Source organism: Nocardiopsis metallicus (assembly GCF_014201115.1).
Classification (GTDB): Bacteria; Actinomycetota; Actinomycetes; order Streptosporangiales; family Streptosporangiaceae; genus Nocardiopsis; species Nocardiopsis metallicus.
This window is the reverse complement of sequence record NZ_JACHDO010000001.1, coordinates 2,141,117-2,166,619: the sequence shown is the minus strand read 5'-3', so window position 1 is coordinate 2,166,619 and position 25,503 is coordinate 2,141,117. Positions and strand designations below refer to the sequence as shown.

The 25,503-nt window shown below is 70.9% G+C and carries 26 protein-coding genes and 1 pseudogene; 13 read left to right on the top strand and 14 right to left on the bottom strand.

Annotated features, from left to right (window positions below; translation table 11 throughout):
* The first annotated feature begins 45 nt into the window (after positions 1-45).
* Entirely contained in the window at positions 46-2,505 is a 2,460-nt protein-coding gene (locus HNR07_RS09300) for a lysylphosphatidylglycerol synthase transmembrane domain-containing protein (RefSeq protein WP_184364391.1), read from the top strand.
* Here the strand turns inward: HNR07_RS09300 and HNR07_RS09295 are convergent.
* Together HNR07_RS09295 and HNR07_RS09290 are read right to left on the bottom strand one after the other, a co-directional pair.
* A complete protein-coding gene (locus HNR07_RS09295; RefSeq protein ID WP_184364389.1) occupies positions 2,478-2,759 on the bottom strand; it encodes a WD40 repeat domain-containing protein in 282 nt (93 codons plus the stop codon). The genes HNR07_RS09300 and HNR07_RS09295 overlap by 28 nt on opposite strands.
* A gap of 315 nt (positions 2,760-3,074) precedes the next feature.
* Entirely contained in the window at positions 3,075-4,034 is a 960-nt protein-coding gene (locus HNR07_RS09290) for a serine/threonine-protein kinase (protein ID WP_184364387.1), read from the bottom strand.
* 176 nt (positions 4,035-4,210) lie between these two features.
* On the opposite strand from HNR07_RS09290, the gene HNR07_RS09285 reads away from it, so the two are divergent.
* Both HNR07_RS09285 and HNR07_RS09280 read left to right on the top strand, forming a co-directional pair.
* A complete protein-coding gene (locus tag HNR07_RS09285) occupies positions 4,211-4,966 on the top strand; it encodes a MerR family transcriptional regulator (RefSeq protein WP_184364385.1) in 756 nt (251 codons plus the stop codon).
* Positions 4,963-5,322: a hypothetical protein gene (locus HNR07_RS09280; protein ID WP_184364383.1), complete on the top strand. Its 360-nt coding sequence runs from the start codon at positions 4,963-4,965 to the stop codon at positions 5,320-5,322. Before HNR07_RS09285 ends, HNR07_RS09280 begins: the two co-directional genes overlap by 4 nt.
* Positions 5,323-5,491: 169 nt before the next feature.
* Here the strand turns inward: HNR07_RS09280 and HNR07_RS09275 are convergent, their stop codons facing one another.
* The gene (locus tag HNR07_RS09275; RefSeq protein WP_184364381.1) at positions 5,492-7,288 is read right to left on the bottom strand and encodes an acyl-CoA dehydrogenase; all 1,797 of its coding nucleotides are present in this window, start codon (positions 7,286-7,288) and stop codon (positions 5,492-5,494) included.
* 135 nt (positions 7,289-7,423) lie between these two features.
* Between HNR07_RS09275 and aroQ the strand changes: the two genes are divergently transcribed.
* On the top strand, positions 7,424-7,879 hold the full coding sequence (aroQ, locus tag HNR07_RS09270; protein WP_184364379.1) for a type II 3-dehydroquinate dehydratase: 456 nt from the start codon (positions 7,424-7,426) through the stop codon (positions 7,877-7,879).
* Positions 7,880-7,966: 87 nt separating this feature from the next.
* Here aroQ and HNR07_RS09265 read toward each other — a convergent pair whose 3' ends face one another.
* Positions 7,967-8,281 (bottom strand): hypothetical protein, encoded by a 315-nt coding sequence (locus tag HNR07_RS09265; RefSeq protein ID WP_184364377.1) that lies wholly within the window; start codon positions 8,279-8,281, stop codon positions 7,967-7,969.
* Positions 8,282-8,396: 115 nt separating this feature from the next.
* Positions 8,397-9,032 carry a histidine phosphatase family protein gene (locus HNR07_RS09260; protein WP_184364375.1) on the bottom strand — a complete coding sequence of 212 codons (636 nt, stop codon included), beginning with the start codon at positions 9,030-9,032 and terminating at the stop codon, positions 8,397-8,399.
* 198 nt (positions 9,033-9,230) lie between these two features.
* Here HNR07_RS09260 and HNR07_RS09255 point away from each other — a divergent pair, with 198 nt between their 5' ends.
* The gene (locus HNR07_RS09255) at positions 9,231-10,439 is read left to right on the top strand and encodes an FUSC family protein (RefSeq protein WP_184364373.1); all 1,209 of its coding nucleotides are present in this window, start codon (positions 9,231-9,233) and stop codon (positions 10,437-10,439) included.
* Positions 10,440-10,478: 39 nt separating this feature from the next.
* Here the strand turns inward: HNR07_RS09255 and HNR07_RS36280 are convergent.
* Together HNR07_RS36280 and HNR07_RS09250 are read right to left on the bottom strand one after the other, a co-directional pair.
* Positions 10,479-10,817 (bottom strand): annotated as a pseudogene (locus HNR07_RS36280) (SCO4225 family membrane protein); the annotation flags it as partial.
* Positions 10,818-10,929: 112 nt separating this feature from the next.
* Positions 10,930-13,215 carry an FdhF/YdeP family oxidoreductase gene (locus tag HNR07_RS09250; RefSeq protein WP_184371791.1) on the bottom strand — a complete coding sequence of 762 codons (2,286 nt, stop codon included), beginning with the start codon at positions 13,213-13,215 and terminating at the stop codon, positions 10,930-10,932.
* A 163-nt stretch (positions 13,216-13,378) separates the two neighbouring features.
* Here HNR07_RS09250 and HNR07_RS09245 point away from each other — a divergent pair, with 163 nt between their 5' ends.
* The 3 genes from HNR07_RS09245 to HNR07_RS09235 all read left to right on the top strand — a co-directional run bounded on the left by HNR07_RS09245 (position 13,379) and on the right by HNR07_RS09235 (position 16,112).
* Positions 13,379-14,317: a LysR family transcriptional regulator gene (locus tag HNR07_RS09245; RefSeq protein WP_184364370.1), complete on the top strand. Its 939-nt coding sequence runs from the start codon at positions 13,379-13,381 to the stop codon at positions 14,315-14,317.
* Between the two features lie 245 nt (positions 14,318-14,562).
* A complete protein-coding gene (locus HNR07_RS09240; RefSeq protein ID WP_184364369.1) occupies positions 14,563-15,927 on the top strand; it encodes an L-lactate MFS transporter in 1,365 nt (454 codons plus the stop codon).
* Positions 15,928-15,959: 32 nt separating this feature from the next.
* On the top strand, positions 15,960-16,112 hold the full coding sequence (locus HNR07_RS09235; protein ID WP_184373091.1) for an MFS transporter small subunit: 153 nt from the start codon (positions 15,960-15,962) through the stop codon (positions 16,110-16,112).
* A gap of 80 nt (positions 16,113-16,192) precedes the next feature.
* On the opposite strand, the gene HNR07_RS09230 is transcribed toward HNR07_RS09235, so the two are convergent.
* Entirely contained in the window at positions 16,193-16,783 is a 591-nt protein-coding gene (locus tag HNR07_RS09230; protein WP_184364367.1) for a hypothetical protein, read from the bottom strand.
* Between the two features lie 175 nt (positions 16,784-16,958).
* Between HNR07_RS09230 and HNR07_RS09225 the strand changes: the two genes are divergently transcribed.
* The 4 genes from HNR07_RS09225 to HNR07_RS09210 all read left to right on the top strand — a co-directional run bounded on the left by HNR07_RS09225 (position 16,959) and on the right by HNR07_RS09210 (position 20,931).
* Positions 16,959-17,459, top strand: coding sequence for a hypothetical protein (locus HNR07_RS09225; protein ID WP_246420207.1), 501 nt, complete (start codon positions 16,959-16,961; stop codon positions 17,457-17,459).
* Positions 17,460-17,537: 78 nt separating this feature from the next.
* Positions 17,538-17,918 (top strand): hypothetical protein, encoded by a 381-nt coding sequence (locus HNR07_RS09220; protein ID WP_184364365.1) that lies wholly within the window; start codon positions 17,538-17,540, stop codon positions 17,916-17,918.
* A gap of 98 nt (positions 17,919-18,016) precedes the next feature.
* On the top strand, positions 18,017-19,447 hold the full coding sequence (locus HNR07_RS09215; protein ID WP_184364363.1) for an MFS transporter: 1,431 nt from the start codon (positions 18,017-18,019) through the stop codon (positions 19,445-19,447).
* Positions 19,448-19,539: 92 nt separating this feature from the next.
* Positions 19,540-20,931: an outer membrane protein assembly factor BamB family protein gene (locus HNR07_RS09210; RefSeq protein WP_246420204.1), complete on the top strand. Its 1,392-nt coding sequence runs from the start codon at positions 19,540-19,542 to the stop codon at positions 20,929-20,931.
* 74 nt (positions 20,932-21,005) lie between these two features.
* Here the strand turns inward: HNR07_RS09210 and HNR07_RS09205 are convergent, their stop codons facing one another.
* From HNR07_RS09205 to HNR07_RS09195, 3 genes are all read right to left on the bottom strand, one after another.
* Complete coding sequence (locus HNR07_RS09205; protein WP_184364359.1) at positions 21,006-21,488, bottom strand: YbaK/EbsC family protein; 483 nt, start codon at positions 21,486-21,488, stop codon at positions 21,006-21,008.
* Between the two features lie 74 nt (positions 21,489-21,562).
* Positions 21,563-22,987, bottom strand: coding sequence for a rifampin monooxygenase (gene rox, locus HNR07_RS09200; RefSeq protein WP_184364357.1), 1,425 nt, complete (start codon positions 22,985-22,987; stop codon positions 21,563-21,565).
* Between the two features lie 129 nt (positions 22,988-23,116).
* Complete coding sequence (locus HNR07_RS09195; RefSeq protein WP_184364355.1) at positions 23,117-23,482, bottom strand: P-loop NTPase family protein; 366 nt, start codon at positions 23,480-23,482, stop codon at positions 23,117-23,119.
* A gap of 185 nt (positions 23,483-23,667) precedes the next feature.
* On the opposite strand from HNR07_RS09195, the gene HNR07_RS09190 reads away from it, so the two are divergent.
* Positions 23,668-24,417 (top strand): helix-turn-helix domain-containing protein, encoded by a 750-nt coding sequence (locus HNR07_RS09190; RefSeq protein WP_246420201.1) that lies wholly within the window; start codon positions 23,668-23,670, stop codon positions 24,415-24,417.
* An 18-nt stretch (positions 24,418-24,435) separates the two neighbouring features.
* On the opposite strand, the gene HNR07_RS09185 is transcribed toward HNR07_RS09190, so the two are convergent.
* From HNR07_RS09185 to HNR07_RS35540, 3 genes are read right to left on the bottom strand one after another with little or no spacing between them, the layout of a single operon-like run.
* The gene (locus HNR07_RS09185) at positions 24,436-24,687 is read right to left on the bottom strand and encodes a P-loop NTPase family protein (protein ID WP_246420197.1); all 252 of its coding nucleotides are present in this window, start codon (positions 24,685-24,687) and stop codon (positions 24,436-24,438) included.
* A 36-nt stretch (positions 24,688-24,723) separates the two neighbouring features.
* The gene (locus tag HNR07_RS09180; protein WP_312893700.1) at positions 24,724-25,377 is read right to left on the bottom strand and encodes a YdcF family protein; all 654 of its coding nucleotides are present in this window, start codon (positions 25,375-25,377) and stop codon (positions 24,724-24,726) included.
* The gene (locus tag HNR07_RS35540; RefSeq protein ID WP_281386388.1) at positions 25,368-25,499 is read right to left on the bottom strand and encodes a hypothetical protein; all 132 of its coding nucleotides are present in this window, start codon (positions 25,497-25,499) and stop codon (positions 25,368-25,370) included. Before HNR07_RS35540 ends, HNR07_RS09180 begins: the two co-directional genes overlap by 10 nt.
* Between the last annotated feature and the right edge of the window lie 4 nt (positions 25,500-25,503).

The window sequence follows — 25,503 nt, the reverse complement described above, 5'->3', positions numbered from 1 at the left end:
CCACCCCTGGCGCCCGAATCCCCATGAGTCGGGCAGGCTTGTCCCGTGACAACAACCCCAACCGACACACCGCCCCCCGCCCCGGGCCGAACCGCGGCACGTGCCCCGCGCAGCCCCGTCGACCTGCTGGCGGGGATCGCCGGGCTGTTCCTGGCCTTCGTGGTCCTGCTCCTCGTCGGCGACGCGATCGCCGACGGCGCGCCGACCGACGACGCCACCCAGCTCCGCGCGGTGATCCCGTCCTGGCTGCTCTTCGCCGTCGCCGTGAGCGCCAACCTCACGCTCATCGTCCTGATGGTCTTCGTCGTCCTGCGCACGCTGTTCGTCAGGGAGCTGCGTGATCTGCTGCGCGCGATCGTCGCGGCGGTGTCGGCTTATGCCATGACGTCCTACGTCAACGCCCAGCTGGAGTACGCCACCTACAGCGCCGACCCGCTCCCCGGGCTCCCCGACGGAGTCCTGACCGCCGCCACCCTCGGTTACGTCGCCGCCGGGATCGCGTTCACCCGCACCATGCCCACCGGGCAGCCGCGGGTACGCTCCCTGCTGTGGGGAACCAACGCCGTGGTCGCGGTCACCGCGGTCATGGCCGGGGTCACCAGCATCCTCGCCGTCCTCTTCACCATCCTGGTCGGTCTGACCTGTGCCGCTCTGGCCCGTTACGCCATCAGCACCAGCGTCCCGCCGCCCGCCACCGGCCGCATGCACGCCGAACTCCACCGCTTCGGCCTGACCGCGGACCGGATCACCCTCGTAGGGACCAACCAGGAAGGCGACCCCCTCTACCTGGCCGACCTCGCCGACGGCCGCCAGATCGAGCTGTCCGTGCTCGACTCCGAGAACTCCAGGGCGTTCTGGCAGCGCCTGCTCGACCTGCTCCTGCTCCGCGGCCCGGTCGCCCCCCGCATGCTCTACGGCGCGCGCAGACGCGCCGAGCACGCCGCCCTGATGAGCTCCGTCGCCCGCGACGCCGGGGTGGACGTCCCCCGCGTCCTGGCTCTGGGCGAGCTCACCCCCGGCACCGTTCTCCTGGTCCGCGAACGCTCCGAGGTCAGGGGCCTGGCCACCCTGGACCCGGCGGAGATCACCGACACCCTGATCGACGGCCTCTGGCACCAGCTCGGCCTGCTGCACCGCAGACGCGTGGCCCACGGCGACCTCAACGGCAGCACGGTCGGCGTGCTGGCCCGCGTTCGGACCCCCGCCAACAGCACGGCCAACGGTACCGCCGGCAGCGCGGACAGCGGCACCGACGACGCAGCTCTCGGGGCCGCCGCCCTGACCGGGGTGGACCGGGGCGCGGTCGCCGCACCCCAGCTCAGGACTCTGCTGGACACGGCCGCGATGATCACCCTGCTGGCACTGCGGGTGGGCCCCGACCGCGCGGTGGCCTCGGCCGTGCGGGCGCTCGGGGTGCCCGCCACCGCCGCCGTCCTGCCCCTGCTCCAGCCCCCGGGCCTGCCGCACGGCCTGCGCGCCGAGCTCCGCCGCTCCGACCGCAAGCTCCTGGGCGAGCTGAGACGACAGATCGCGGCGGTCGCTCCCGAGGCCCCCGCCGAACCCGCGCGCCTGGAACGGATGCGCCCGCGCACCATCGTCAGCGTCGTGGTCGCCACCCTGGTCGGCCTGGTACTCGTCTACCAGCTCTCCGGGGTGGAGCTGTCCGCCGTTCGCCACGCCGATCCCGGCTGGGCGATGGCGGCCCTGGTCATGGCCACCACCTGCATGTTCGCCGCCGCCATGGTGCTGATCGGCTTCGTCCCGGCACCCCTGGCCTGGTGGCGGACCCTCCTGGTGCAGTACGCGGCGTCGTTCGTGCGCATCGCGGCCCCGGCCGGGCTGGGGTCGATCGCGATCAACAGCAGGTTCGTGATCAAGTCGGGGGTGCCCACCTCCCTGGCCCTGTCCGCGGTCGGCCTCACCCAGCTGGTCGGTTTCCTGATCCACGTGCCGCTGCTCCTGGTGTGCGCCTACCTGACCGGCACCTCGTACTGGACCGGCTTCACCCCCTCGCCCACCCTGGCCGTCATCGTCATCGCCGGGACCGCCTGTGTCGCCGCCGTCCTCCTGCACCCGAAGATGCGCCGTGCCGTCACCTCACGGCTGCGCCCCTACCTCAGCGGGGTCCTGCCCCGGCTGCTGGACATGCTCCAGCGCCCGGTCAGCCTCCTGCTCGGGGTGGGCGGCACCCTTCTGCTGACCGTGGCGTTCGTGCTGTGCCTGCATTTCTCGGTCCTGGCGTTCGCCGGACCCGGGCTCCACGTGAGCCTGGTCGCGGTCGCCGTGGTCTTCCTGGCGGGCAACGCGGTCGGTTCGGCCGCGCCCACTCCGGGCGGGCTCGGGGCGGTCGAGGCGGCCCTGATCGGCGGACTCACCGCGGTGGCCGGCGTCCCCGCCGCCGTGGCCCTGCCCGCGGTGCTGCTCTTCCGGCTACTGACCTTCTGGTTCCCGGTCCTGCCCGGTTGGGCGGCCTTCAGCTACCTGCAACGCCGTGAGGCGATCTGAACGGCCCCCGGCCAGCCCTGGTGGGCCAGGCACGGACCGTGCCGTGGTCGGAACAGGCGTAGAGGGAGGGCGCCGTCGGGGGAGAGCCCCGCACCCCGGGTGAAGGCACTGTGGCCGGTGAGCTGCCGCAGCTCCCCGCGTCCGGCGACGTCCCACACGCGCACCAGCTGGTCATCTCCCGCGGTGGCCAGCAGGGAACCGTCCGGGCCGACCTCCAGGGGCCACAGGCCGGTGCCGTGGGTGCTTCCCAGCACCTCACCGGGGAGACCGGCCCGCGCGTTTGCCCAGAGGGTCTGCGCTGCGCTGTGGGGGAGGGGACGGGAGACGGCGCGGGTGGCGGGGCCCGGCGCCGACCTGACCGTCCGACCCCTTGCCCGCGCTGTCGAACCAGGGCCCCGGCCACACGGACACCCCCACCACGAGTGTGCCGATCGCCCCCGGTCAGCACCAGGAACGCATCCCGCCAGGGGCCGGCCGGAGCGGGTTCCCGCGTGCGCTCGAACGGCAGCCGACCCGGCAGCGGGCCGTACCGGGACGTCGGGTGTCGTTCGGCCCCTCGGGGCGCCGGGCTATGGTGTCCAGTCGCCCTGGGGAGTGTTCGGGGACCACGGGGGCCACGGGGGCTGCGTGGGCCCTTCGGCCCGCAGCCGGTCCGGCGGGGCCGACGCCCCGGGCGGCAGCAGCCGGGGCGGCCAGGTACGGGGGGCCCCGCGCGCGCAGCGTTCGATGATCAGCCCAGGCGAGGGGCGCAGCTCGGGGTCGTGGTTCCAGCAGGCGGCGATGAGGGAGCGCAGGTCCGGCGGTAAGGAGGCCAGGAGCCCGACCGGCGGCGGGCTGACCAGCCGCAGCAGGACCCGGGGCCCGGATGTGCTGTCGAAGGGATTGACTCCGGTGGCGGCGTAGGCCAGGAGGGTGCCCAGCGCGAACACGTCCGAAGCGGGGGACAGCGGGGCCCCTTCGGCCTGCTCGGGCGACATGTAGGGCAGCGTGCCGAACAGGTGGCCGGTGGCGGTCATCGAACTGCCCTCGGTGGGACGGGCCACCCCGAAGTCGATGATCCGGGGCCCGTCCTCGGCCAGGATGACGTTGCCCGGTTTGAGGTCACGGTGGATCAGCCCGCTGCTGTGGACGGCCTGGAGCCCCTCGGCGAGACCCGCCGCCAGAGCGCGCAGGGAGGGCGGGTCGATCGGCCCCTCCTGGAGGGCCTCCCCGAGCGAGCGGCCCCGGATGTAGGCGTAGGCGATCCAGGGGGGATCGGCTTCGGGGTCGCTGTCCACGACCTCGGCGGTGTAGAAGCCGCCGACCCGGGAGGCCAGCTCGGCCTCGCGGGCGAACCGCCCGCGGTAGTCCGTGCCGCCCTCGGCCAGCCTGGACTCCTCCAGGAGGGAGGGCAGCACCACCTTGACGACCACCTGTGTCCCCGAGGGCGTACGGGCGAGGTATACCCGCCCCATGCCACCGGTGCCGAGGCGGTGGGTCAGCCGGTAGGGGCCGATGTGTGTCGGGTCCTGGGGGATGAGTTTCCGCACGACTGCCTCGTGTCCTGTTGTGGGGGCGCCCTTCCTTCCGCGCCGGAGGTACCTGTCTCCCTTCCCTCCCACAGCGGTTCGGCACACCGAACTCTCCCCGACTTGCGCTTGACGTTGCGTCAACGCCTAGCGTCGTTTCCGGGCCGGAGAACACCGGCCCGACGAGGGGAGAAGCCATGTCGTGGCCGATGGGCGAGGTCTGCCGGATGAGCGGGGTGACCTCCCGGACCCTGCGCCACTACCACCACGTGGGCCTGTTGCTCCCGGAGAGCACCGGGCCGGGCGGGCTGCGCCACTACGGCCGGCGCGAACTGCGCAGACTCCAACGGATCCTGGTCATGCGCGAGCTCGGCCTGGGCCTGGCGGACATCCGCCGGGTCCTGGACTCCGAGCACGACGAGGTGACGGCGCTGCGCCAGCACCTGCACGACCTCGAGGCCGAACGCGACCGGCTCAGCCTCCTCGTCGAGACCGTACGTCGCACCGTCGACGCATTGGAGGAGAACGACGTGTCCGGTAACCCGGAGGAGCTCTTCGCGGGCTTCGACACCGACCACTACACCGAGCGTGCGCGCACCGAGTGGCCCGAGCAGTGGGACCAGGCCAAGGCCGCCGGGGAGCGGATCACCCCGGAGGAGGCCGACCGGATGCGGGCCGAGGCGGCCGAGCAGATGACCCGGATGGCCGGGCACCTCAGGGCGGGCAGCCCGCCCGACTCCCCGGCCGTCCAGGCCGAGATCGAAATCCACTACCAGCAGGTCAGCCTCATGTGGGCCCCTGACGCGGACTCCTTCGCCCACCTGGGCAGGGTCTACGCCGAGGACGGCCCCTGGCGCGAGGTCTACGAGCGGGTGGCCCCGGGGCTGGCCGACTTCCAGAGCGAGGCCATGCGGGTCTACGCCGAGCGCCGCCTGTCGGGGGAGGACGGGTGATCCCCGAGCACTGGAGCCCTCACCACCGGGAGGAGGACGGAGAGGTCCTGGGCTACCTGAGACCCGAGCCCGGCGGCCACGTCCCGCTCACCCCGTTCGGCCACCCCGTCACCGGTCCGCTCCCCGAAGCCGAGGCCCGCGCCGCCCTGGACAACCTGGGCCTGTCCTACCTGGCCGGGCCCTGGCTCCTGACCCTCCCCCACCGAGAGGAACCGATCACCGTGCGGATCTTGGAGGTCACCCCGGAACGCATGCGGGTGGCCAACGCCGACTACGGATACGAGGCAGCCGACATCGGCCACGTGTTCGTCCTCGACGTGCCCGAACCCGGCCGCCTGCGCGCGGCCGGGCCCTGACCGGGCACCGGGCGAACGCCACGGACCGGCTGGCGTGGCCGAAAGCGGTGCGCTCTCCCCTGTCGGCGGCGGGTGGTCCCGGGCCCTGAGAAGGGCTGGGGCCGCCCACCGCCGCGGAGCTCGCGTTCGGTGCCCGCCGGTTGCCGGAAGGGGCCGGACTCCGCAGGGGTCAGAGGACCTCGGGGGACACGTCCAGAACGGTGCGGTCGCGGGAGGCGACCAGGTCGAACTGGGGACCGGTGCGGGGCAGTTCGTGGCGGAAGAAGTACGCGGCGGCGGCGCGCTTGCCCTCGTAGAAACCGCCCTCCTTGCCGTGCGCGGCGACCAGCTGCTCCAGCCACAGCCAGGCCACCACCACGTGCCCGACCGCCTCCAGGTAGGGGGTCGCGTTGGCCAGGGCCACCGCCGGGTCGCCCTCGGACCAGGTGGCGGCGACGGTCTCGGCGGTGCGGCTCAGCGCGGCGTCGAGCAGGTCGGCGTACTCGGCCTCGCGGCCGCCCAGCCTCCGAGCCCGTTCCGCGGTCGCGCGGGCCGTGTCCACCAGGAGCGACAGCCGGGCGCCGCCGTCCATGACGGCCTTGCGGCCCAGCAGGTCCAGGGCCTGGATGCCGTGGGTGCCCTCGTGGATGGCGTTGAGCCGGTTGTCCCGGTAGTGCTGCTCCACGTCGTACTCGCGGGTGTAGCCGTATCCGCCGTGTACCTGGATGGCGAGGCTGTTGGCCTCCAGGCACCACTGGGAGGGCCAGCTCTTCACGATGGGGGTGAGCACGTCCAGCAGCAGCTGGGCGCTCTTCGCTGTCTCGGGGTCTTCGGCGCTGGCCTTCTCGTCCACGAGGCGGGCGCAGTACAGGACCAGGGCGAGGGCGCCCTCCACGTAGCTCTTCTGTGCGAGCAGCATCCGGCGCACGTCCGTGTGCTCGATGATGGGGATCTGCGGCTCCTCGGGGTTCTTCGCGCCCAGCGGGCGGCCCTGGAGGCGCTCGCGGGCGTACTGGAGCGACTTCAGATAACCGGTGTAGCCGACCGCCATCGCGCCCGCGCCCACCCCGATCCGGGCCCCGTCCATCATGTGGAACATGTACTTCAGGCCCTGGTGGGGCTCGCCCACCAGGTAGCCGACCGCTCCGGGTGCTCCCTGCGGGGTGTACCGGCCCTCGCCGAAGTTGAGCAGCGCGTTGACGGTGCCCCGGTAGCCCATCTTGTGGTTGAGCCCGGCGGGGACCACGTCGTTGCGCTCGCCGAGTGAGCCGTCCTCGTTGACGAGGTACTTCGGCACGATGAACAGCGAGATGCCCTTGACCCCGGGCGGGCCGCCGGGGAGCTTGGCCAGGACCAGGTGGACGATGTTCTCGGTCAGCTCGTGGTCGCCGCCCGAGATCCACATCTTGTTGCCGAAGACCCGGTAGGTGCCGTCGTCTGCGGCCTCGGCGCGGGTGGTGATGTCGGCCAGGGAGCTGCCCGCCTGCGGCTCGGACAGGCACATCGTGCCGGTGAAGCGCCCCTCCACCATGGGCCGCACGAAGGTGTCGACCTGTTCGGGGGAGCCGTGCGCGACCAGCAGGGACGCGTTGCCGGAGGTGAGGGAGGGGTAGGCGGAGCTGCCCAGGTTGGCGGCCTGGAAGTAGGCGTTGCAGGCGCTGGAGACCACGCGGGGGATCTGGTCGCCGCCCACGGAGGCGTCCATGGCGATGGAGGACAGCCCGGTCTCGGCGTAGACCTCCAGGGCCTTCCTCACCTCGGGGATGACGTGGACGCGCTCGCCGTCGAAGTGGGGTTCGTTGGCGTCGTTGGCCTTGTTGTGCGGGGCGAAATGGTCGGTGGCCACGCGTTCGGCCAGCTCCAGGGCGCCGTCGAAGGTCTCCTTGGAGTGGTCGGCGTACCGGGGGCGCCGGGTGAGGGCCTCGGTGTCGAGCCACTCGTAGAGCAGGAACTGCAGGTCGCGCGCGGACAGCAGGGTGGACGCCACGGGTTGCCTCCCAAAGTAATGAACCGACTGGTCGGTATGCTACCTGGCCGGGGCAAGCCCCGGGTGAGGCGGGTGCACCTGGCCCCGCGGGTCTAACCTGGTCCCACCAGCCCGAAACGACGCCAGGAAGCGCGCATGCCCGAGAAGACGCCCACCGTCCTGCTGCTCAACGGCCCCAACCTCAACCTGCTGGGCACCCGCGACCCCGAGCAGTACGGAACCACCACCCTGGCCGAGGTCGAAGAGCGGGTGAGCGCGCTCGGCAAGGAGCTGGGGGTGGAGGTCGTGTGCGCACAGAGCAACAGCGAGGGCGGCATGGTGGACCAGATCCACGCCGCCCGCCACTACGCCGGGGTCGTGATGAACCCCGGAGCCTACGCCCACTACAGCATCGCCCTGCGCGACGCCGTCGACGCGATCGAGGCGCCCGTGGTGGAGGTGCACATCTCCAACGTCTACGCCCGCGAGGAGTTCCGGCACACCTCCGTCACCGCCCCGGTCGCCGCCGGGTACATGGCCGGCTGCGGGGTCCTCGGCTACGAACTGGGCCTGCGTGCCGTCCTGGCCCGGGCAGCCGAACGCTCTTCCTGAAAACACGGTACTCCGCCTGACGCGCCGGTCTTCGCCCGGCCGCTCCGGAGCGGGGTGCGGCGGGCGGACACATGCGCCTCCGCGGGCTCAACTCCAGAGCTCCTCCTGGCCGGGGACCTGCTCGCGACCGCTGCCCGAGCGCCGGGAACGGCAGCGCAGGCAGGTGACCGGGCCGGCCGAGGGGCGCAGGCGCATCGGGTCCGGGGCGGCCGCGCAGACCACCGCCGGGATCTCCACCCCCACCCACAGCCGGGTGGTGAGTTCGTGGACGATCTCTCCGTCGCCGATCCGGGCGGCCTTCGCGTCGGCCAGCTCGGCTCGGCGACGGCGCAGCGTGGCGGCCAGGTGCTCGACGTCAGGGGTGGTTCCGGTCGCGGCGACGGGGGAGGAGTGCTCGGTCATGCCCCCAGAATGCCCTGTCGGCCCCGGGGCCGCACACGGGCTCGCGGCCGTGTGCGGCCCCGGGGCATGATTCAGGACCGACTGGTCGGTATGTGGAGGGCGTGAGAAGGCCCGATCAGCGGTACGTCATCAGCTCCGGGCCGCCCTGCTCCAGGTGGGCGTGGTCGTTGAACGACAACAGCTGGGTGCCGCCGCGCCCGTGCGCCAGCTTGCTCACCGAGCCGTTGACCACCACCCGGTTCATCGCGATGAACCCGGCGACAGGGGCGCCCAGCAGCGTCGAGCAGGCCGCCCCGATCACCCCGGCCGAGGTGAACACCAGGGCCGTCTGCCCCCTGCCGAGCGAGGCCGTGAGCTCACCCAGGGCCGACCGCACCCCGTCACGGAACCATGGCCACGAACCCTCGGCGGTCTCGTCCGCACCGGTCCAGGAGGTGAGGGAGGCGTCCAGCCGCTCCTGAAGCGAACCCGTGCCGACCGGGTAGCGGTCCAGCAGGTGCAGGTGGTCGTACTCGTTCCACCGCTCGTCGACCGCGGGCTCGGCCTCGATCCCGGCCTCGGCCAGCGCGGTGGCGGCGGTCTGGCGCTGGCGGCGCAGCGACCCCGACACCACGGGGCCCACGTTCACCTCACGCCGCTTGAGTTCGGCGCCCAGCAGACGCGCCTGTTCGTATCCGGTGGGGCTCAGCTCGTCGTAGTCCGCCGCCTTTGGGGAGGCCTTACCGTGGCGGATCAGGTAGATCGTAGGCATGCCGACACAGTACGGGTGACCCCGCGCACCAGAGCCGCCCGGCCCCCGCCCAGTGTGACCACCCAGTGTGACCACCCAGCGCGATCACCCAGTCCGAAACACCCGCTCCGGTAACCACACTTCTCCGCTTCTGAGCGGTATCAATGGAACTGGTGACCCCCCACCCCGAAGGAGCGCCCCTTCGCCGGTGAGGAGAACATGACAGAGCCGCCCCTCGACGGCCGTACCCCGAGGCACCGGATCCGGGCCCTGGTCTGGGAGGTACGAACGCGCGTCTCCTCCCAGGCGTCCCTGATCGTGCTCGCCGTCATCGCCGCCACGCTGGCCTGGGCCATCGCGGGCGGCCTCGTCCACGACCACAGCCCCTTCTTCGCGCCGATCGCCGCCGTCATCGCGCTCAACGCCTCGGGCGGCGAACGCGGCGCCAACGCGCTCCGGCTGCTCACGGGCGTGTTCATCGGCATCCTCGCCGGAGAGCTCGCGTTACTGGTCACCGATCGAAACGCTGCGGCCATGGCCCTGGCCACCGCGGTCGCCATGACGGCGGCCGCCGCGATCAACGCCGAACGGATCGTGATCGGCCAGGCGGCCGGGAGCGCCATCCTCACCACGATCTTCGTCGGGGCGGCCAGCCCCGGCATCGACCGGCTGGTGGACGCGCTCATCGGAGCCGGGGTGGCTCTCGTCTTCAGCCAGCTCTTCTTCCCCGCCAGACTCGTGGCCATGCTGCGCCGGATCGAGGAGGACGCACTCAACGAGATGGCCGACATGCTCGCCCTGGTCGGTCGGTCCCTCGAGGAGGAGGGGGACGCCTCCAGCGAACAGGTGGTCAACCGGCTCGGTGGCCTGAGCAGGCCCATGGCCGCGCTCAGTCGGGCCCGGGAGAGCAGCAAGTCCACGATCCGGCTCTCCACCATCCGCTGGGGCGACCCGCAACCGGTGCTGGACGAGGACGAGGTCATCGAACGCCTCATCCTGCTCGGCGAGAGCTGCCTCTTCCTGTCCCGGACCACCACGTCCATGGGTGTGGAGGAACGCCGGGAGCTGGCGCCGATCGTGAGCGGCATGGCGGACGTGCTGGCCACCCTCGCCGACGACCTCAGCAGCCGCCAGGCCCGGGAACAGGCGGTGGAGCAGGCACTGATGGCGGCACGCACCTACGGGGGAGGTGCTCCGGACGACGACCCGGTCACCCACGCCACCCACCTGGCGGTGGAGATGGTCGCCACCGACATCATGGTCTTCGCCGGAATCAGGTTCGACGAGGTCGAGGACGTCATCCAGGGCGAGGTGGAAGACCCCAGGGTCCCGCACCCGCCGGGGGAGCCGTGGCTGCCGTGGCTGCGCTGGCGTCCCCGCCGCGGGCTCCTGGGGCGGTTCTCCGGCCGCCGCCCCAAGACTCAGTGACCGGCCCCCCCTGCGCCTTCCCACGAGCGCGCGCACCGCGCGCCCGGCCAGGCCGAGCAGGAGCGCGTTGCCCAGCGCGGCCGGCACGAGCAGCGCGAAGAACACGGGTATCTGCGCCTCGGGCAGCATCCCGTCCAACGCCATGTCCAGGAGCCCGAACACCAGGGCCGCGAGTGCTCCGCACGGTAGGAGCAGCACCGACAGGGCCAGTTCCGGCATACCCGAGTCGAAGCCCGGGCCGAGGTACACGAAGGCCGCCCAGGCCAGGAGGAGGGCGGCGGCCGCCAGATAGACACGCGAGGGCCAGTTGTCCGTCGAGGCCGTGAGAATGTGGCGCACAGTGCTCCCTTGTTCCGTTGTGCCCCCACAATGCCGCATCCGTTTCGGAGGCCCCTGAGTACGCGTACTCAGGGGCCTCGTGGAACGGGGATCCGGCGCAGGGCGCTCCGGTCCGGGTGAAACGGCTCGGCGAGCTGCTCGGACGGACTGCTCAGGCGGGCTGCTCGGACGGCTCGAAGCGCACCACCACCGACTTGGAGGTGGGGGTGTTGCTCACGTCCGCCGTGGAGTCCAGTGGCACCAGCACGTTGGTCTCAGGGTAGTACGCCGCCGCGCTGCCCCGAGCCGTTGGGTAGTGCACCACCCGGAAGCGCGGCGCCCGCCGCTCCCGACCGTCCGACCACTCACCGACCAGATCGGTGTAGGCCCCGTCCGCCAGCCCCAGCTCCCGGGCGTCCTCGGGGTTGACCAGCACCACCCGCCGACCGTTGTGGATGCCCCGGTAACGGTCGTCGAGCCCGTAGATCGTGGTGTTGTACTGGTCGTGCGAGCGCAGCGTCTGCAGCAGCAGCCGCCCCTCGGGGACCTCGGGGGCGTAGGTGCCGTTGGCGGTGAAGTTGGCCAGGCCGGTCGCGGTCGGGAACTTCCGGTCGTCGCGCGGGGCGTGCGGGAGCGCGAAACCCCCGGGCCGCCTCGCCTTGGCGTTGAAGTCCTCGAACCCCGGCACGACCCCGGCGACGTGGTCGCGGATCCGGTCGTAGTCGGCCATCGCGTCCCAGTCCACCGGGGAGTCGCCGAACAGCCTGCGCCCCAGCTCGCGGACGATGTCCACCTCCGCGTACATGCCCTCGGACAGCGGCGGCAGCACCCCGTGCGAGGCGTGCACCAGCCCCATGGAGTCCTCCACCGTCACCCACCGCGCCCGACCGCCGACCACGTCGCGGTCGGACCGGGCCAGCGCGGGCAGGATGAGGGCGCGCGCACCGGTCACCACGTGCGAACGGTTCAGCTTGGTGGACACGTGCACGGTCAGCCCCACCCGGCGCATCGCCTCCTCGGTCACCCCGGTGTCCGGGCTGGCCGCCACGAAGTTGCCGCCCATCGCGAAGAACACGCCCACCTCGCCGCGCCCCATCGCCCGGATCGCGTTGACCGTGTCGTGCCCGTGCTCGCGTGGTGACTCGATCCCGAACTCCGCGTCCAGCGCGTCCAGGAAGGAGTCCGCGGGCCGCTCGAAGATGCCCATCGTGCGGTCGCCCTGCACGTTGGAGTGGCCGCGCACCGGGCACACGCCGGCGCCCGGTCGGCCCACGTTGCCGCGCAGCAGCAGGAAGTTGACCACCTCGCGGATGGTGGGCACCGAGTGCTTGTGCTGGGTCAGCCCCATCGCCCAGCACACCACGATCCGCTCCGAGGCCACCGTCATCGCGGCGATCTCCTCGATCAGCTCGCGGGTCAGCCCGGTGTCGCGTTCGGTCCGGGCCCAGAACTCGTCCTCGGGCTCGGCCAGCAGCGCCTCGGCGAAGTCCTCGAACCCGTGCGTGAACTCTTCGACGAACGTGCGGTCCAGGACCTGCTCACCGCGCCGGTCGGCCTCCAGCAGCAGCCGGTTGACCGCCGAGAACAGCGCCAGGTCGCCGCCCACCCGGATCTGCGCGAACAGGTCGGTCAGCTCGGTGCCCCTGCCGACCAGGCCACGAGCGTACTGGGGGTTGCGGAAGGCCTTCATGCCCGCCTCCGGCAGCGGGTTGACCGTGATGATCCGGGTCCCGCGCCGCTTGGCCTTCTCCAGCGCCGAGAGCATCCGCGGGTGGTTGGTGCCCGGGTTCTGCCCGGCCACGATGATGAGGTCGGCCTCGTACACGTCCTCCAGGGACACGCTGCCCTTGCCCACACCGAGCGTCTCCACGAGCGCGGATCCGGACGACTCGTGGCACATGTTGGAGCAGTCGGGCAGGTTGTTGGTGCCGAGTTGGCGGGCGAACAGCTGGTAGGCGAAGGCCGCCTCGTTGCTGGTGCGCCCCGAGGTGTAGAACACCGCGCCGTCGGGCGAGTCCAGCCCGCGCAGCTCGTCGGCGATCAGGTCCAGGGCGCGGTCCCAGGAGATCGGCTCGTAGTGTGTGGCGCCCTCGGCCAGGTACATCGGCTCGGTCAGGCGGCCCTGTTGGCCCAGCCAGTACCCGGAGCGCTCGAACAGCTCGGCGACCGGGTGCCGGGCGAAGAAGTCCGCGCCCACGGTCCGACGGGTGGCCTCCTCGGCGACCGCCTTCGCGCCGTTCTCGCAGAACTCCGCCTTGTGGCGCTTGTCCGGCTCGGGCCAGGCGCATCCGGGACAGTCGAAGCCGCCCTTCTGGTTGAGGGCGAGCATCGCGGGCAGCCCGCGCCGCACCCCGGCCTGGTCGTTGACGTGGCGCACGCTGTTGAGCACGGCCGGAATCCCCGCCGCGCTTTTCTTGGGTGGCCCGACCTCCGGCGCGTCCTGTGCTGGATCGGGCATGTCCGAGTCGTGGTGTGTCACAGTTCGAATTCTCTCACCGAGTCGGCCTCTGTCCAGAGGTCCCGAATGTTTGCGGCCCAGATTTTTGCGACTGAATGGACCGAACGATATCAAGGACTTGAACGTTGTTGTTGCCGGGATCGGGCGCATGTATTCTTGCGCGATGTTGCTGAGCCAGCTGAAGTACCTGACCGCGCTGGCCGAGGAACGGCATTTCGCCCGTGCGGCCCAGGCGTGCCATGTGTCCCAGCCCGCGTTGTCCGCCGCCATCCGCAAGCTGGAGGCGGAGTTCCGAGTCCCCATCGTCCGGCGGAGCAACCGGTTCATCGGCTTCACCCACGAGGGGGAGCGGATCGTCGCCTGGGCGCAGCGGGTCCTGGCCGAGCACGACACCCTGGTGGACAACGTCAGGAGCCTGCGCGAAGGGCTCAGCGGCCGCCTGCGCATCGGGGCCATACCGACCACCCTGAGCTCGATCGCGCTCATCACCAGCGCCTTCTGCGAACGCCACCCGATGGTCACCCTGTCGATCGCCTCCATGACCTCCAACGAGATCCAGCGCGGCCTGGCCGACTACCAGATCGACGTCGGTCTGACCTACGTGGACAACGAACCCCTGGAGCACGTGCGCAAGCACCCCGTCTACCGTGAGCGCTACGCCCTGCTCACCGCCGAACACGGTCTGCTCGCCGATCACGAGACCATCACCTGGGCCGAGGCGGCCGAGGTGCCGCTGTGCCTGCTGTCCTCGGACATGCAGAACCGCCGCATCATCGACCAGGCCTTTCGCCGGGCGGGGGTGGAGGCCGTGCCCAAGGTCGAGACCAACTCGGTCAGCGCACTGTGTTCGTACGTCAAGGAGAACCGGTGGTCGGCGGTGATGCCGCACGCCTGGCTGGCCCTGCACTCCGTACCCGAGGGCATGCGCGCGATCCCGCTGGTGGAACCCGAGGTCAGCAAACAGATCGGTCTGGTCGTCGCGGACCGGGAGCCCGAACCGATCCTGGCCCGCGCCCTCCTGGACACCCTGTCCGACACCGATCCGCAGGCCCGGATCGACCGCTACCACCCCACCGGACTCGCCCCCGAGGTCACTCTCTGACAGCCGCCGGGAGCGCTCTCGGTACATCCGGCGGGTGCCTTCTGGCGTGTCCGGGACAGTCTCCGGGGCAGCTTCCGCACACCTGTGCGCTCCTCGATAAACAACGCTTATCGCTTGACAATAAACGTGTATTTGATTTCTGTCACAAAAGGTGTGACGATGGCGCGTGCTTGTTGCCGCTGATGCGGAAAGCAGGGCAAGTGGATAAGTATTCCGGGCCGGAAAATCAATCGTGAGGATGGTCAGTGCTGTCGTTTCTCGATCGTGACAAGAGTGTCGCTCCGCCCGGTTACAGCCGCTGGTTCATTCCGCCCGCAGCACTCGCGGTCCACCTGTCCATCGGTCAGGTGTACGCGTTCAGCGTCTTCAAGACCCCGCTGGTCGAGCGCTTCGACACCACGCTGACCGCCATCGGCGTGGTCTTCAGCATCTCCATCGTGATGCTGGGGCTGTCCGCCGCCTTCGGCGGCAAGTGGGTGGAGCGCAACGGGCCGCGCAAGGCCATGTTCGTCTCCGGCCTGTTCTGGGGCACCGGCTTCCTGGTCGGAGCCCTGGGCGTGGCCACCGGTCAGCTGTGGCTGCTCTACCTCGGCTACGGCTTCCTCGGCGGCATCGGCCTCGGCATCGGCTACATCTCCCCGGTGTCCACCCTGATCAAGTGGTTCCCCGACCGGCCCGGCATGGCCACCGGCATGGCGATCATGGGCTTCGGCGGCGGCGCGCTCATCGCCTCACCCCTGTCCGCCGCGCTCCTGGAACGCTTCGGAGAGACCCCCGCCGACGCCATCGTCCCGGCCTTCCTCATCCTCGGCGCCGTCTACCTCACCGCCATGATGCTCGGCGCGATGATCGTCAAGGTCCCGCCGCCCGGCTGGCGGCCGGACGGCTGGGAGCCCCCGGCGGACAGCGCGGGCACCCCAGCCGCGGAGCCCGCCTCCGAGGGCGTGAGCGTGGAGAAGGCCTTCCGCACCCGCCAGTTCTGGCTCCTGTGGATCGTGCTCTTCTGCAACGTCACCGCGGGCATCGGCATCCTCGAACAGGCCGCGCCGATGGTCCAGGACTTCTTCGGCGGCGTCGGCCCGGCCGAGGCCGCGGGCTACGTCGGCTTCCTGTCCCTGTGCAACATGGTCGGGCGCTTCGTGTGGTCCTCCACCTCGGACGCCCTCGGCCGCAAGCGCACCTACATCGGCTACCTGGGCATCGGCGGCCTGCTCTACCTGCTGATCGCCGTGGCCGGGACCAACTCGGTGGTGTTCTTCGTGGCGGTCACCGGCGTCATCCTGTCCTTCTACGGCGGCGGCTTCGCGACCATCCCCGCCTACCTGAAGGACCTGTTCGGCTCCTTCAACGTCGGGGCCATCCACGGCCGCCTGCTCACCGCCTGGTCGTGCGCGGGGATCGCCGGACCGCTGATCGTCAACGTGATCGCGGACCAGCAGCTCGCGGCGGGCCGCTCCGGCGCCGACCTCTACACCTTCTCGCTGTACCTGATGGTGGGCGTGATGGCGGTCGGGTTCCTGGCCAACGCGCTGGTGCGGCCGCTGCCGAAGGCCGGGCCGGCCCCGGAGGCGGAGCACACGACCACCGACCCGTCCCGTGAGCGCGTGTGACCCCGCTCGCCGAACCCGCCGAAGGAGCCCCGATGGAGTCGGTGAAGGAGAAACCGATGGAGCAGAGCACCCGTGACCGGGCGTCCAAGGCCGCCGCGATCTTCCTGTGGGTGGTCGTGGTCGCGGCCCTGGGGTACGGGGTCACGCGCACCGCGATCCAGGCGGCCGCCCTGTTCACCGGATAGCCCCGGGCCGGGTAGACCAGTTCACCGGTCAGACGACACGGGCCCGCCTTCCCCGACTCGGGAAGGCAGGCCCGCCGTTGTCAGTCGACCGTGCCCGCGAAGGTCACCGGCGGGTAGAGCGGGACGAAGTCCTGGTCATGGAACTCGACCGTGTACTGGATCTGGGTGTCCCCCTCGTCCGCCCAGCAGTCCTCGTCCCAGGAGCCGGACCGGCCGGGGTCCAGACTGTCGGGCGGGTTCACGCTCTCGCCCAGGACCGGGGAACCGGACTCGCGCAGCGGGTCACCGACCGAACAGGACCTGGTCACCAGGCCGGTCGGCACGGCCTTGTCGCCCCCGTTGGCGACCTCCACCGTCCAGGACAGGTAGGGCAGGTCGCCCTCCTGCCCGGTGACCGGGTCGACCCCGCCCTGCTCGACCCCGCGCTCGAAACCGCTCAGGTTGACGGTGAGGCCGTCACCGAAGTCGTGGGTCTCGTCCAGGCCGACGACGACCGTCTCGAACCCGGTCTCGGGCCGGTCCTCGACGTCGTCGGGGTGCGGTCGCTGGGTGGCCGGGGCGGGGCCGGGTGAGTCCGTGGCGGCCCGCTGGGTCCACCAGCCGGCACCGAACCCGACGATCAGGGCGAACCCCGTGCTGACCGCGGCCGCGATCCAACCGGTTCTGGTCATGTGGGGCGTCCTTCCCGGGGCGGGCGCGCGGGCCCGAGCTTCGCGGCGACCGTATCGCACGCCGCCCCGCGCGGGCCGGGTACGACGTAGGCGGGGAGTGGGTGAGGCCCCTCGACGTAGCCGGTCGAGACCCGGGGCTGACGTGCTCCGGGCCCGGCGTTCCTAGCGTGGGGGCATGGACTCAGCAGACCGTTCCCCGTCGTCCGGCCAGCCCCCTCAGACCAACCGGTCCCGTCAGCCCGGCGAGCGCCCAGGGCTGGGACTGCCGTTCCTCGCCGTCGTCACCCTCGCGCTGATCGCCGCGCCCCGGGTGGTCCTGCACGACCTCGGGATCATCCAGGAGGGCACCTTCGTCAACTCGTTGTTCGTGTTCGTGCCACCGCTCGTGTGGATCGCCGTGGTGCTGTGGCGCCGGGTGCCCAACCCGTTCCTGACCCTCCTGACGGTGGGCGCGGTGTACGGGGTTCTTCTCATGCTCGGGCACCAGATCCTGTGGAACACCACCTGGGAGGGTGCGCCGCCGAGCCTCGGGGGAAATCTCAGCGGACTCTCGCCCGCGCTCCAGGAGGTGTTCACACGCGGCTTCGCGGCGCTGAGCAGCCTGGTCACCGGAACCCTCGTCGGAGCCGTCTGCGGCCTCGTCGCCTGGGCGATCGGCAAGCTCTTGCGTCGCTGAGAGCTGAACGGTTACATAGCCGGACAACCGGCCAACCCCCGGCGGCGTCCTTACCTCTGTTGACGCAGGAGAGTGCAAATGCGTCCTTCCGGTCTTGCCGCAGCGGCCCTGACCCTGTCCTGGGCCCTGATCCTGAGCGCGTGCGCTGCCCAGACCCCGGTCGAGGAGGACGCACCCGAACGGGAGTTCTTCGTCGAACCCGAGGAGCGCCGGCCGCCCGAGCCCCGTGACCCCGAACCTCCGGCCAGCGCCACCGCCACGGGTTCGAGCATTCACCAAGAGCCCCAGGCACCCCAGGCGCCGAGCCTCCAGCCGGACCCCGCTCCTCCGCCCGAGGACACGATCCCGATCCCCGACGACCCGTTCTACCGCCCTGAGGGCATGGATCCCTGCGATACCGCCCACGGGTTCGTCGACAACGACGCCTGCCTGGCCCAGAACGGCTACCCGGTCGACTGACCGTGAAGCAGGGGTCTGGTGTCACCGCCCCACCCGACCCGAACTAGCCTTGGCCCGTCCCCGCGGACCCGACACCCTCCTCCCCGTGTTGGAGCTCGATGAAAACCGCCGCATCCCCCTCATCAGCCTGGACACTGGCGGTCCTGGTCATCGCCGCCGCCCTCATGGCGGTCGACCTGACCATCGTCGCCGTCGCCCTGCCACAGATCGGCGCCGACCTGCCCGGGGCCACGCTCGTCGGCCTCCAGTGGGTCGTGGTCGGCTACACCCTCGCCTTCGGCACCCTCGTCCTGCCCGCCGCTTCGCTCGGCGACCGGATCGGCGCGCGCACGATGTTCCTGTGGGGCGTGGTCGTGTTCACGGTCGCCTCCCTGCTGTGCGGCCTGGCCTGGGACCTGACCTCGCTGGTGGCGTTCCGGCTGGTCAAGGGGGCGGCCGCGGCGGTGGTGTCCGCGAACGTGATGCCCCTGCTCAGCCGCGCCTACGACGAGGACCGGCGGCCGATGGCGATAGCGGTGTGGACGGCCTCGCTGATGGCCGCCGCCACGCTCGCCCCGGTCCTGGGCGGATTCCTGGTGGAAACGGCCGGGTGGCGGTCCATGTTCCTCGTCAACCTGCCGATCGGGACCGCCGCGCTGCTGGTCGGCGTGCGTGTGCTGAGCCCGGACACGCGGCGGGCCCGGGGAGCGGGGTTCGACTGGACCGGCGCGGTACTGGTCGCCCTGGTGCTGCTCCTGGTCAACCTGGGACTGACCGCGGCGCAGGACGGCGGCTCCTGGTGGGCCGCGGTGTGGACCGGGTCGGCCGCCGCGTTCGCCCTCGGGTACGCGCTGCACCAGCGCCGGACTGCCCTTCCCGTGCTCGACCTGGCCCTGTTCCGGATCCGGTCCTTCCTCGGGGTGACCGTCCTGGCCGTCCTCACCCGGGTGGGCCTGATCGGCGGCACCGTGTACTTCGTCCTCAACCTCCAGGACGGGCACGGACTCAACCCGTTGGAGACCGGCCTGCTGATCCTCCCGGTGGGCGTGGGCACCGTCGTCGGCGCCCTGGCCGCGGGCAAGGCCCAGGCCCGGTTCTCCGCGGGGTCGGTGATGACCTTCGGTTTCGTCTTCCTCACCGCGGGCGGAGCGGTGTTCGCCTGGCAGGCGTGGAACGCGCACGACCCGCTCTGGTACCTGCCGACGATGGCCCTGTGGGGGCTGGCCAACGGGGCGGTCAACGCGCCGCTGATGGCGGTGGCCACCGCGGTGGTGCCCGCCGAACGGGTGGGCATGGCCACGGGCGTGGTCAACAGCAGTTTTCCGCTCGGCGCGGCTGTGGGAACCCTGGGGTTGGGCGCCGCGTTCACCGCCTCCCTCTCCACCGTCGGCGGGCCGGGAGCGGCGCCCGCACTGACCGCGTTGGGCCAGGCCACCGGCACGGTCTACGCGGTGATCGCGGCGGTGTGCCTGCTCGGGGTGTTCGTCGCCGCGTTCCTGGTCCGTACCCCGAACCACGCCTCCCCGGAATCCACCTCCGTACCCCGGTGACCATTCGTGGTTGCGAAGTGACGAGACGTCCCTAGAATCTCACTCGGCACATCCGCACCCCCCACGGAGCAACAAAAATGAAGATCGGGCGCATGCCCCGGGCACGGCGGGCGGCCTTGGCCGCACTGGCCGTCCTCACCCTGACGGCCACTTCCTGCGGCCTGGTGCGGGACCAACGGGAGAACCCCGATGAGGGACGCATCCCCGGGGCCGGGCCCGACCTCGGTTTCGGGGAGTTCGAGGAGCATGTGCCCGCCCTGGAGTTCGATCCGAACGGGGTGCACATCCAGCCCGCCGCCGGGGCCGGTACGGCCTCTGTCGCCGTTCACGGGCCGGTTCTCGTGCACGCGGGAGAGTACGCGTTCACCGCACACGACGTGGTGGACGACGACCGGCTCTGGAACGTTTCCACCGAGTACGGTTCGCCCGAAGCACGGTCCGTCGTGATCCTGGAGCACGGGGAGGCACTCATCGCCGTCGGCTCCTACCGGACGCTGTCCCCGGGGGAGGGAACCGCGCAGGACACCTATGTGCGGGAACTGCTGGCGGTCGACCTGCTGTCAGGTGACCTTCTCTGGCACGAGGTGACCGACGACGCCGACTACGGGTCGTATTCGGTGGGCCTGGACGGTGACGTGTTGATCCTGGGCGGCGGCGGGGTCTGGGCCGTCGACGTGCGGGACGGCGGCCTCCTGTGGTCCCAGGAGGGGAAGAGCGCCCGGCTGGTCGACGACGGCGTCGTGGTGGCCAGCGCCGAGGACTCCGGTACGGATCTCTACGATGTCCACCGTCTGTACGGACTCGACGCGCAGACCGGGGAGCAGGTCTGGGAGACCTGGGCTGAGGGCGAGCACCAGACCCGCTCTGAACAGGCCCGTAGCGAGTACTCCGCCTTCTTGGAAACCGACCCCGAACCCGGGGAGATGGTCATGGTGCACGGATCCCTCAACGGCTACGACCTGCACCGGCTCGGATACGCCGGGCCCGGGCGTTTCTACGCCACTGCTTCCTACAGCCGTAAACCCTGGGATCTCGGTAGCGGCGGCGGCATGATCGGCCTGTTCGACACGGCGACGGGAATCGCCGACTACAGCGTCAATCACGACCCGTCCGTCGGCGGGGTCCACCCCGAACGCGCGCATTGGGGCGAAGCCTCCTGCTCCTTCGACCAGGAGGGGAGACTCGCCTGCTGGGTCGTGGAGAACTCCCTGGTCACGATCGTCGCGATCGACACCGAGGAGGGCGAGGCCCTCTGGGCGGACGAGTTCTCCCCCGGTTCCGAGCGCCGCTCCACCGAACCGGTCAGCGCATGGAAGGGGGCCCTCTACGCGAAGGTCGAGGGAGATCCGATCATCCTCGACCTCGAGGACGGCTCGGACCTGGTCATCGATCCGCCGGTCGCCCCCGACCTGACCAACGGCACGATCGCCGTCGAGTTCGAGCAGGACGACGATGCACTTCGCGTCTATCCGGTGACCGGTTGAGCGCCGACCGCGCAGACCACCCGTGGGGTTCGGGGCCGGCGGCCGTCCTGGGAGACGACCGCCGACGCCCGTGTTCAGTTGACCGCGATCTCGGTTCCGCCGGTGATACGGAGCAGTTCGGCGTGGCCGGTGGGGAAGACGGTGTTCGGGGTTCCGCCCGCCGCCCACAGGGTGGGGTAGTCGGCCAAAGCGGGGTCCACCACGGTCTCCACCGGGACCGGGTGGCCGACGGGCGCGACCCCACCGATGGCCTGGCCGGTCGAGGCCCGGACCTCCTCCGGTGCGGCGCGCCGGATACACGTCTTTCCCAGGCGCTCGGCCAGCAGGGTGACGTCCACCTTGTGCCGACCGCTGGTCATCACCAGCAGCGGCTTGTCATCGGCCACGAACACCAGGCTGTTGGCGATCGCGCCGACCTCACAGCCCAGCGCCCGGGCGGCCTCCGCCGCGGTGCGGGTGGAGGCGGGCAGCGCACGCACCCGCCCTCGCGCCCCGAGCGCTTCGAGGGCCCGCGCCACCTCGCGGCTGCGTTCGGGCAGGTCCTGGACCTCGTCCATCTCGATCCCTTCGTCGCTTTCCGGCGGCAGGTTATCGGAGCCGGGGCGGCTCCGTGCCGGGTTCGGCACCGGCCTCACCCGGTGGTTCCGAACCACCTCGGCCGCGCCTCGGTCAGAGTCCGCTGGTTCTCCCCGGCCCACGCCACGTGGCCGTCCGGACGCAGCAGTACGGCGGGTACGTCCAGCTCCTCGCTGGTGTCCACGACGTGGTCGACCCGGTCCGCCCAGCCCTGCACCGAGAGCCGCCCGGTCTGGTCCAGGAGCAGGCCGCGGCCCTGGTGCAGCATCCCGTAGAGGCGCCCCCGCTTCAGACCGATGTCGCGCATCCGGGCCCCGACCAGCTCGTGCCCCTCGCCGAGGTCGTAGCGGACGCCGAGCGCGGTGACCTTCTCGGTCAGGTACCGGTTCACCCCGTCGATGTCCAACAACTCCGTGACGAGCCTGCGCACCGCCCGGGGGCCGGGTTCGGTGGACATCAGCTCCATCTGCGCACGGGTGTTGTCCAGTACGTCGGCGGCGACCGGGCGCCGTTCGGCCTCGTAGCTGTCCAGCAACCCCTCCGGCGCCCAGCCGTTGACCTCGGCGGCCAGTTTCCAGCCCAGGTTGAACGCGTCCTGCACCCCGAGGTTGAGCCCCTGGCCGCCGGTCGGCGGGTGGACGTGCGCCGAGTCCCCGGCCAGCAGCACCCGGCCGACCCGGTAGCGCTCGGCCAACCGGGTGGCATCGCCGAAGCGGGACAGCCAACGTGGCGAGTGCACCCCGAAGTCGGTACCGGCCACCTCGACCAGCTGTTTCCGGAAGTCGTCGAGGGTGGGTGCGACCGCGCGGTCCTCGGTCACCCCGTCGGCGGGCACGACCACACGGTGCGCCCCGTCCCCCATGGGATCTACCCCGAACCGCTTCTGGGTCCGGCGGACCTCGGCCACCACGGCGGCGACCGTCTCCGGCGGCGCGGTCACCTCCATCTCGCCCAACAGCGTTTCCGTCCGGGACGGTTCACCGGGGAACCCCACCCCGAGCAGCTTGCGCACCGTGCTGCGGCCGCCGTCGCAGTCGACCACGTAACGCGAACGCAGCCGTGTGCCGTCGGCCAGCTCGACGCTCACCCCGTGCTCGTCCTGCTCCAGCCCGACCAGTTCCGAGCCGCGCCTGATCCGGGCGCCGAGCTCGGTGGCGCGCTCGGCCAGCAGACGGTCGGTCACGGGCTGCGGGATACCGAGGACGTAACCGTGCGCGGTGTCCAGCCCCTCCGGTGGTGGCGCGGCGATGCCCGCGAAGAAACCGCCGACCGGGTACTTCTGGCCCAGCTCGAGGAACCGCTCCAACAGGCCGCGCTGGTCCATCACCTCGATACTGCGCGCGTGCAGGCCCAGCGCGCGTACCACCCTGGTCGGCTCCGCGTCCCGCTCCAGTACGAGTACCCGAACCCCGTGCAGCCGCAGCTCACCGGCGAGCATCAACCCGCTCGGCCCGCTACCGACGACGAGCACGTCCACCATGCGCCCTCCCCGCTCGACGGGCCCGGTTCCCGGGCCCGATGTGGCCCGCTCACCTGGAGTTTCGGGCCACGAAGAACGATTGTGCGGCATGACCCGGGTCTTGCCGCAAGCCCCGGGGCGCGCTATAGATCAAGAGTGGAGGGGAGCGTTTCTCGGCCCCTCCTTCGCTGTTTCTGCTGGCTCTGCCTGCTCCTCCTGTCCTGTTGGATCGCGCTCCAGGCCGACCGCGTGCAGGATCTGGCGAGCGTGCTCCTCGGCTGAGAACCGGGTGCCCAGGATCTCCTCCACCCCGCCCGGCAGCAGGTCCATGTACGACCACCACTCGCGCAGGTGCTCCTCGTACACAGCCTCCATCCCCGGCTTCGTGGCGTGCCGAACCAGCGTCTCCTCGAAGGGGACGTCGAAGTAGTAACAGCGTGAGATTCCGCGGTGGTCGGCGGTCAGGGACGCAAGCATGTCCGTGTACTGGTCGGCGGGCAAGACGCCCTCGACCACCACCGTGTTGTTGGGCGGGGCGCCTGGTCCTTCAGAGCCAGGGTGAATGCCCCTTCCCCGGTAGCGGGTCCTGGGGCTCCCGGCCTTCGGTGTGCCGCTCTGAGTACGGATCGGTCCCAGCACATCTGGAAACCCTCCGGGACACGGTTGGTGAGGCTAGGTTGCTGTTCGGGTCCAGGTTCCGGTTGTACCCCACCAGCGCGCAGGAGCAGCAGGTGCTCGATCACTGCGCGCACGCCAGGTATGTGTGGAACCTGGCGTTGGAGGTCAACTCCACCTATCGCAAGGGCGGGGCCCGGGTTTCGAAGCCGCCCAGGTTCGCGGCGATGAGCCGGATGCTCACCCAGGTCCGCCAGACCGACACGAGCGACCTGGATTCGGAGTCGGCTGCGGAGTATTCCTGGGTGGCCTCGGGCAACGTGGTGATTCAGCAGCAGGCTCTGAAGGACTTCGACCAGGCGATCTCCAACTTTCTGGGTGGCAGCCACGGTTACCTGAAGTGGCGGAAGAAGTACCGGAACGAGGGGTTCCGGCTGATCGGCACCGGCCGGGTCCCCGCCTTCACCTCCGAGGGTGAGCCGTTGTTGAACGCCAAGGGCAAGCAGGTGATGCACCGCAAGGCCCTGGTGCGGAAGCTGAACAGGAAGTGGGATCAGGTCAAGGTGCCCGGCTGCGGGTGGGTGAGGTTTCGGCTGGCCCGCCGGGAGCTGCCCGACGCCAAGTCCTTGCGTATCACCCACAGGGACGGGTTGTGGCATGTGGCCTTCGCGACCCTCCCCGACCCGATCCCGGGACCCGGAGATGGGTCGGTGGTGGGTGTTGATCGGGGTGTGGCCATCACCGCCGCCCTGTCTGACGGGCGGATAGGGGTGATACCGCGTCCGCGGTCAAGCGCCCGTGAACCTCAGCAACTCCCACTCTTCCTGAGTTGGTAGCTGGAATCCCCTGCTCTTTCAGGCAGGGGAGGATGTCAAGTGGTAGCCCTGGTCCAGGCAGTACCGGACGGTCAGGTCGATCAGCCCGATACTGGCCAGGCCGGGCCGGTCCCGCTCGCGCAGGAGGTGTCGGCGCAGGTTGCCCTGGCCGACCAGGGCGATCCCGCGCCCGTACCGGGAGCGCAGAGCCATGGCGGTCGTGCCCTTACCGGAACCGGAATTGCCTCGGATGACGACCAGCCTGGTGTCAGGGGAACTGGTGGGTGCCATGGGCCGCAGGCTAGCGCCCGGAGCACGTGCCCAGGCTCAGGATTCGATGAGGTGGCCGTCGAAGCCCGCGGCGACCAGCAAGGTGTAGGCCTCCCGGACGTGGTCGGGGACCTCCTGTGGGGCGGCGAAACCGCGGGCCGGGTACTCCATCACCCTTTGCAGGTCACCGACCATTGTGTCCATGACCAGCCGGTCGTCGCCCACGGTCACCAGGTAGTCGTCGAACCCGATGCGCGCCGAGGCGCACACCGTGTCCGCCTCGGGCCACAACACCCGGGCGGTGGCGTGCGCGCGGCGCTCCATGTACGGCTTGCACACCAACATCACGCTCCGCGCGGGGATCCCCTCACGTTCGATCAGGGCGCGGGCCAGGCGCAGGTTCTCCCCGGTGTTGGTCGCTTCCGGCTCCACCAGGATCACGGAATCGGGCACTTCCAGTTCCAGGGCGTGTTCGCGGTAGTGCACGGCCTCGCCCCGGGGGAAGCGGGCCAGGGTCGAGGGGCTGTTGGCGCCGGTGATCACCATGCGGGGGAAGCAGCCTCGGTGGTACAGGTCCGCGGCGCAGGTGGCCACGCCCAGGTCGTGGCTGCCCAGGACTATCGCGACGTCGCAGCGGCGCGGTTCCTGGTTCAGGTGCTGGTAGTCCCAGATGACCCGGGCCTGTTTCCGGATCTCCTCGGTCAGTTCCACGTTTGTGCCTCCTGGGCGTCGGTGACCGTCAGCCACACCAGGATGCCGACCGCGAACAGCCCGGCGCCGACAGGGACGGAGGCCGTCAGCGGTGCTCGTCGGCGACATGGGACGAGAGTCATGTGC

What these genes read in the sequence shown, in the direction of transcription:
- HNR07_RS09285 (WP_184364385.1), top strand. Translation starts at nt 4,211, where the DNA reads ATGTCGTGGCCGATGGGCGAGGTCTGCCGGATGAGCGGGGTGACCTCC.
- aroQ (WP_184364379.1), top strand. Translation starts at nt 7,424, where the DNA reads ATGCCCGAGAAGACGCCCACCGTCCTGCTGCTCAACGGCCCCAACCTC.
- HNR07_RS09265 (WP_184364377.1), bottom strand. Translation starts at nt 8,281, where the DNA reads ATGACCGAGCACTCCTCCCCCGTCGCCGCGACCGGAACCACCCCTGAC.
- HNR07_RS09260 (WP_184364375.1), bottom strand. Translation starts at nt 9,032, where the DNA reads ATGCCTACGATCTACCTGATCCGCCACGGTAAGGCCTCCCCAAAGGCG.
- HNR07_RS09255 (WP_184364373.1), top strand. Translation starts at nt 9,231, where the DNA reads ATGACAGAGCCGCCCCTCGACGGCCGTACCCCGAGGCACCGGATCCGG.
- HNR07_RS09250 (WP_184371791.1), bottom strand. Translation starts at nt 13,215, where the DNA reads ATGCCCGATCCAGCACAGGACGCGCCGGAGGTCGGGCCACCCAAGAAA.
- HNR07_RS09245 (WP_184364370.1), top strand. Translation starts at nt 13,379, where the DNA reads ATGTTGCTGAGCCAGCTGAAGTACCTGACCGCGCTGGCCGAGGAACGG.
- HNR07_RS09235 (WP_184373091.1), top strand. Translation starts at nt 15,960, where the DNA reads ATGGAGTCGGTGAAGGAGAAACCGATGGAGCAGAGCACCCGTGACCGG.
- HNR07_RS09230 (WP_184364367.1), bottom strand. Translation starts at nt 16,783, where the DNA reads ATGACCAGAACCGGTTGGATCGCGGCCGCGGTCAGCACGGGGTTCGCC.
- HNR07_RS09225 (WP_246420207.1), top strand. Translation starts at nt 16,959, where the DNA reads ATGGACTCAGCAGACCGTTCCCCGTCGTCCGGCCAGCCCCCTCAGACC.
- HNR07_RS09220 (WP_184364365.1), top strand. Translation starts at nt 17,538, where the DNA reads ATGCGTCCTTCCGGTCTTGCCGCAGCGGCCCTGACCCTGTCCTGGGCC.
- HNR07_RS09215 (WP_184364363.1), top strand. Translation starts at nt 18,017, where the DNA reads ATGAAAACCGCCGCATCCCCCTCATCAGCCTGGACACTGGCGGTCCTG.
- HNR07_RS09210 (WP_246420204.1), top strand. Translation starts at nt 19,540, where the DNA reads ATGCCCCGGGCACGGCGGGCGGCCTTGGCCGCACTGGCCGTCCTCACC.
- HNR07_RS09205 (WP_184364359.1), bottom strand. Translation starts at nt 21,488, where the DNA reads ATGGACGAGGTCCAGGACCTGCCCGAACGCAGCCGCGAGGTGGCGCGG.
- rox (WP_184364357.1), bottom strand. Translation starts at nt 22,987, where the DNA reads ATGGTGGACGTGCTCGTCGTCGGTAGCGGGCCGAGCGGGTTGATGCTC.
- HNR07_RS09185 (WP_246420197.1), bottom strand. Translation starts at nt 24,687, where the DNA reads ATGGCACCCACCAGTTCCCCTGACACCAGGCTGGTCGTCATCCGAGGC.
- HNR07_RS35540 (WP_281386388.1), bottom strand. Translation starts at nt 25,499, where the DNA reads ATGACTCTCGTCCCATGTCGCCGACGAGCACCGCTGACGGCCTCCGTC.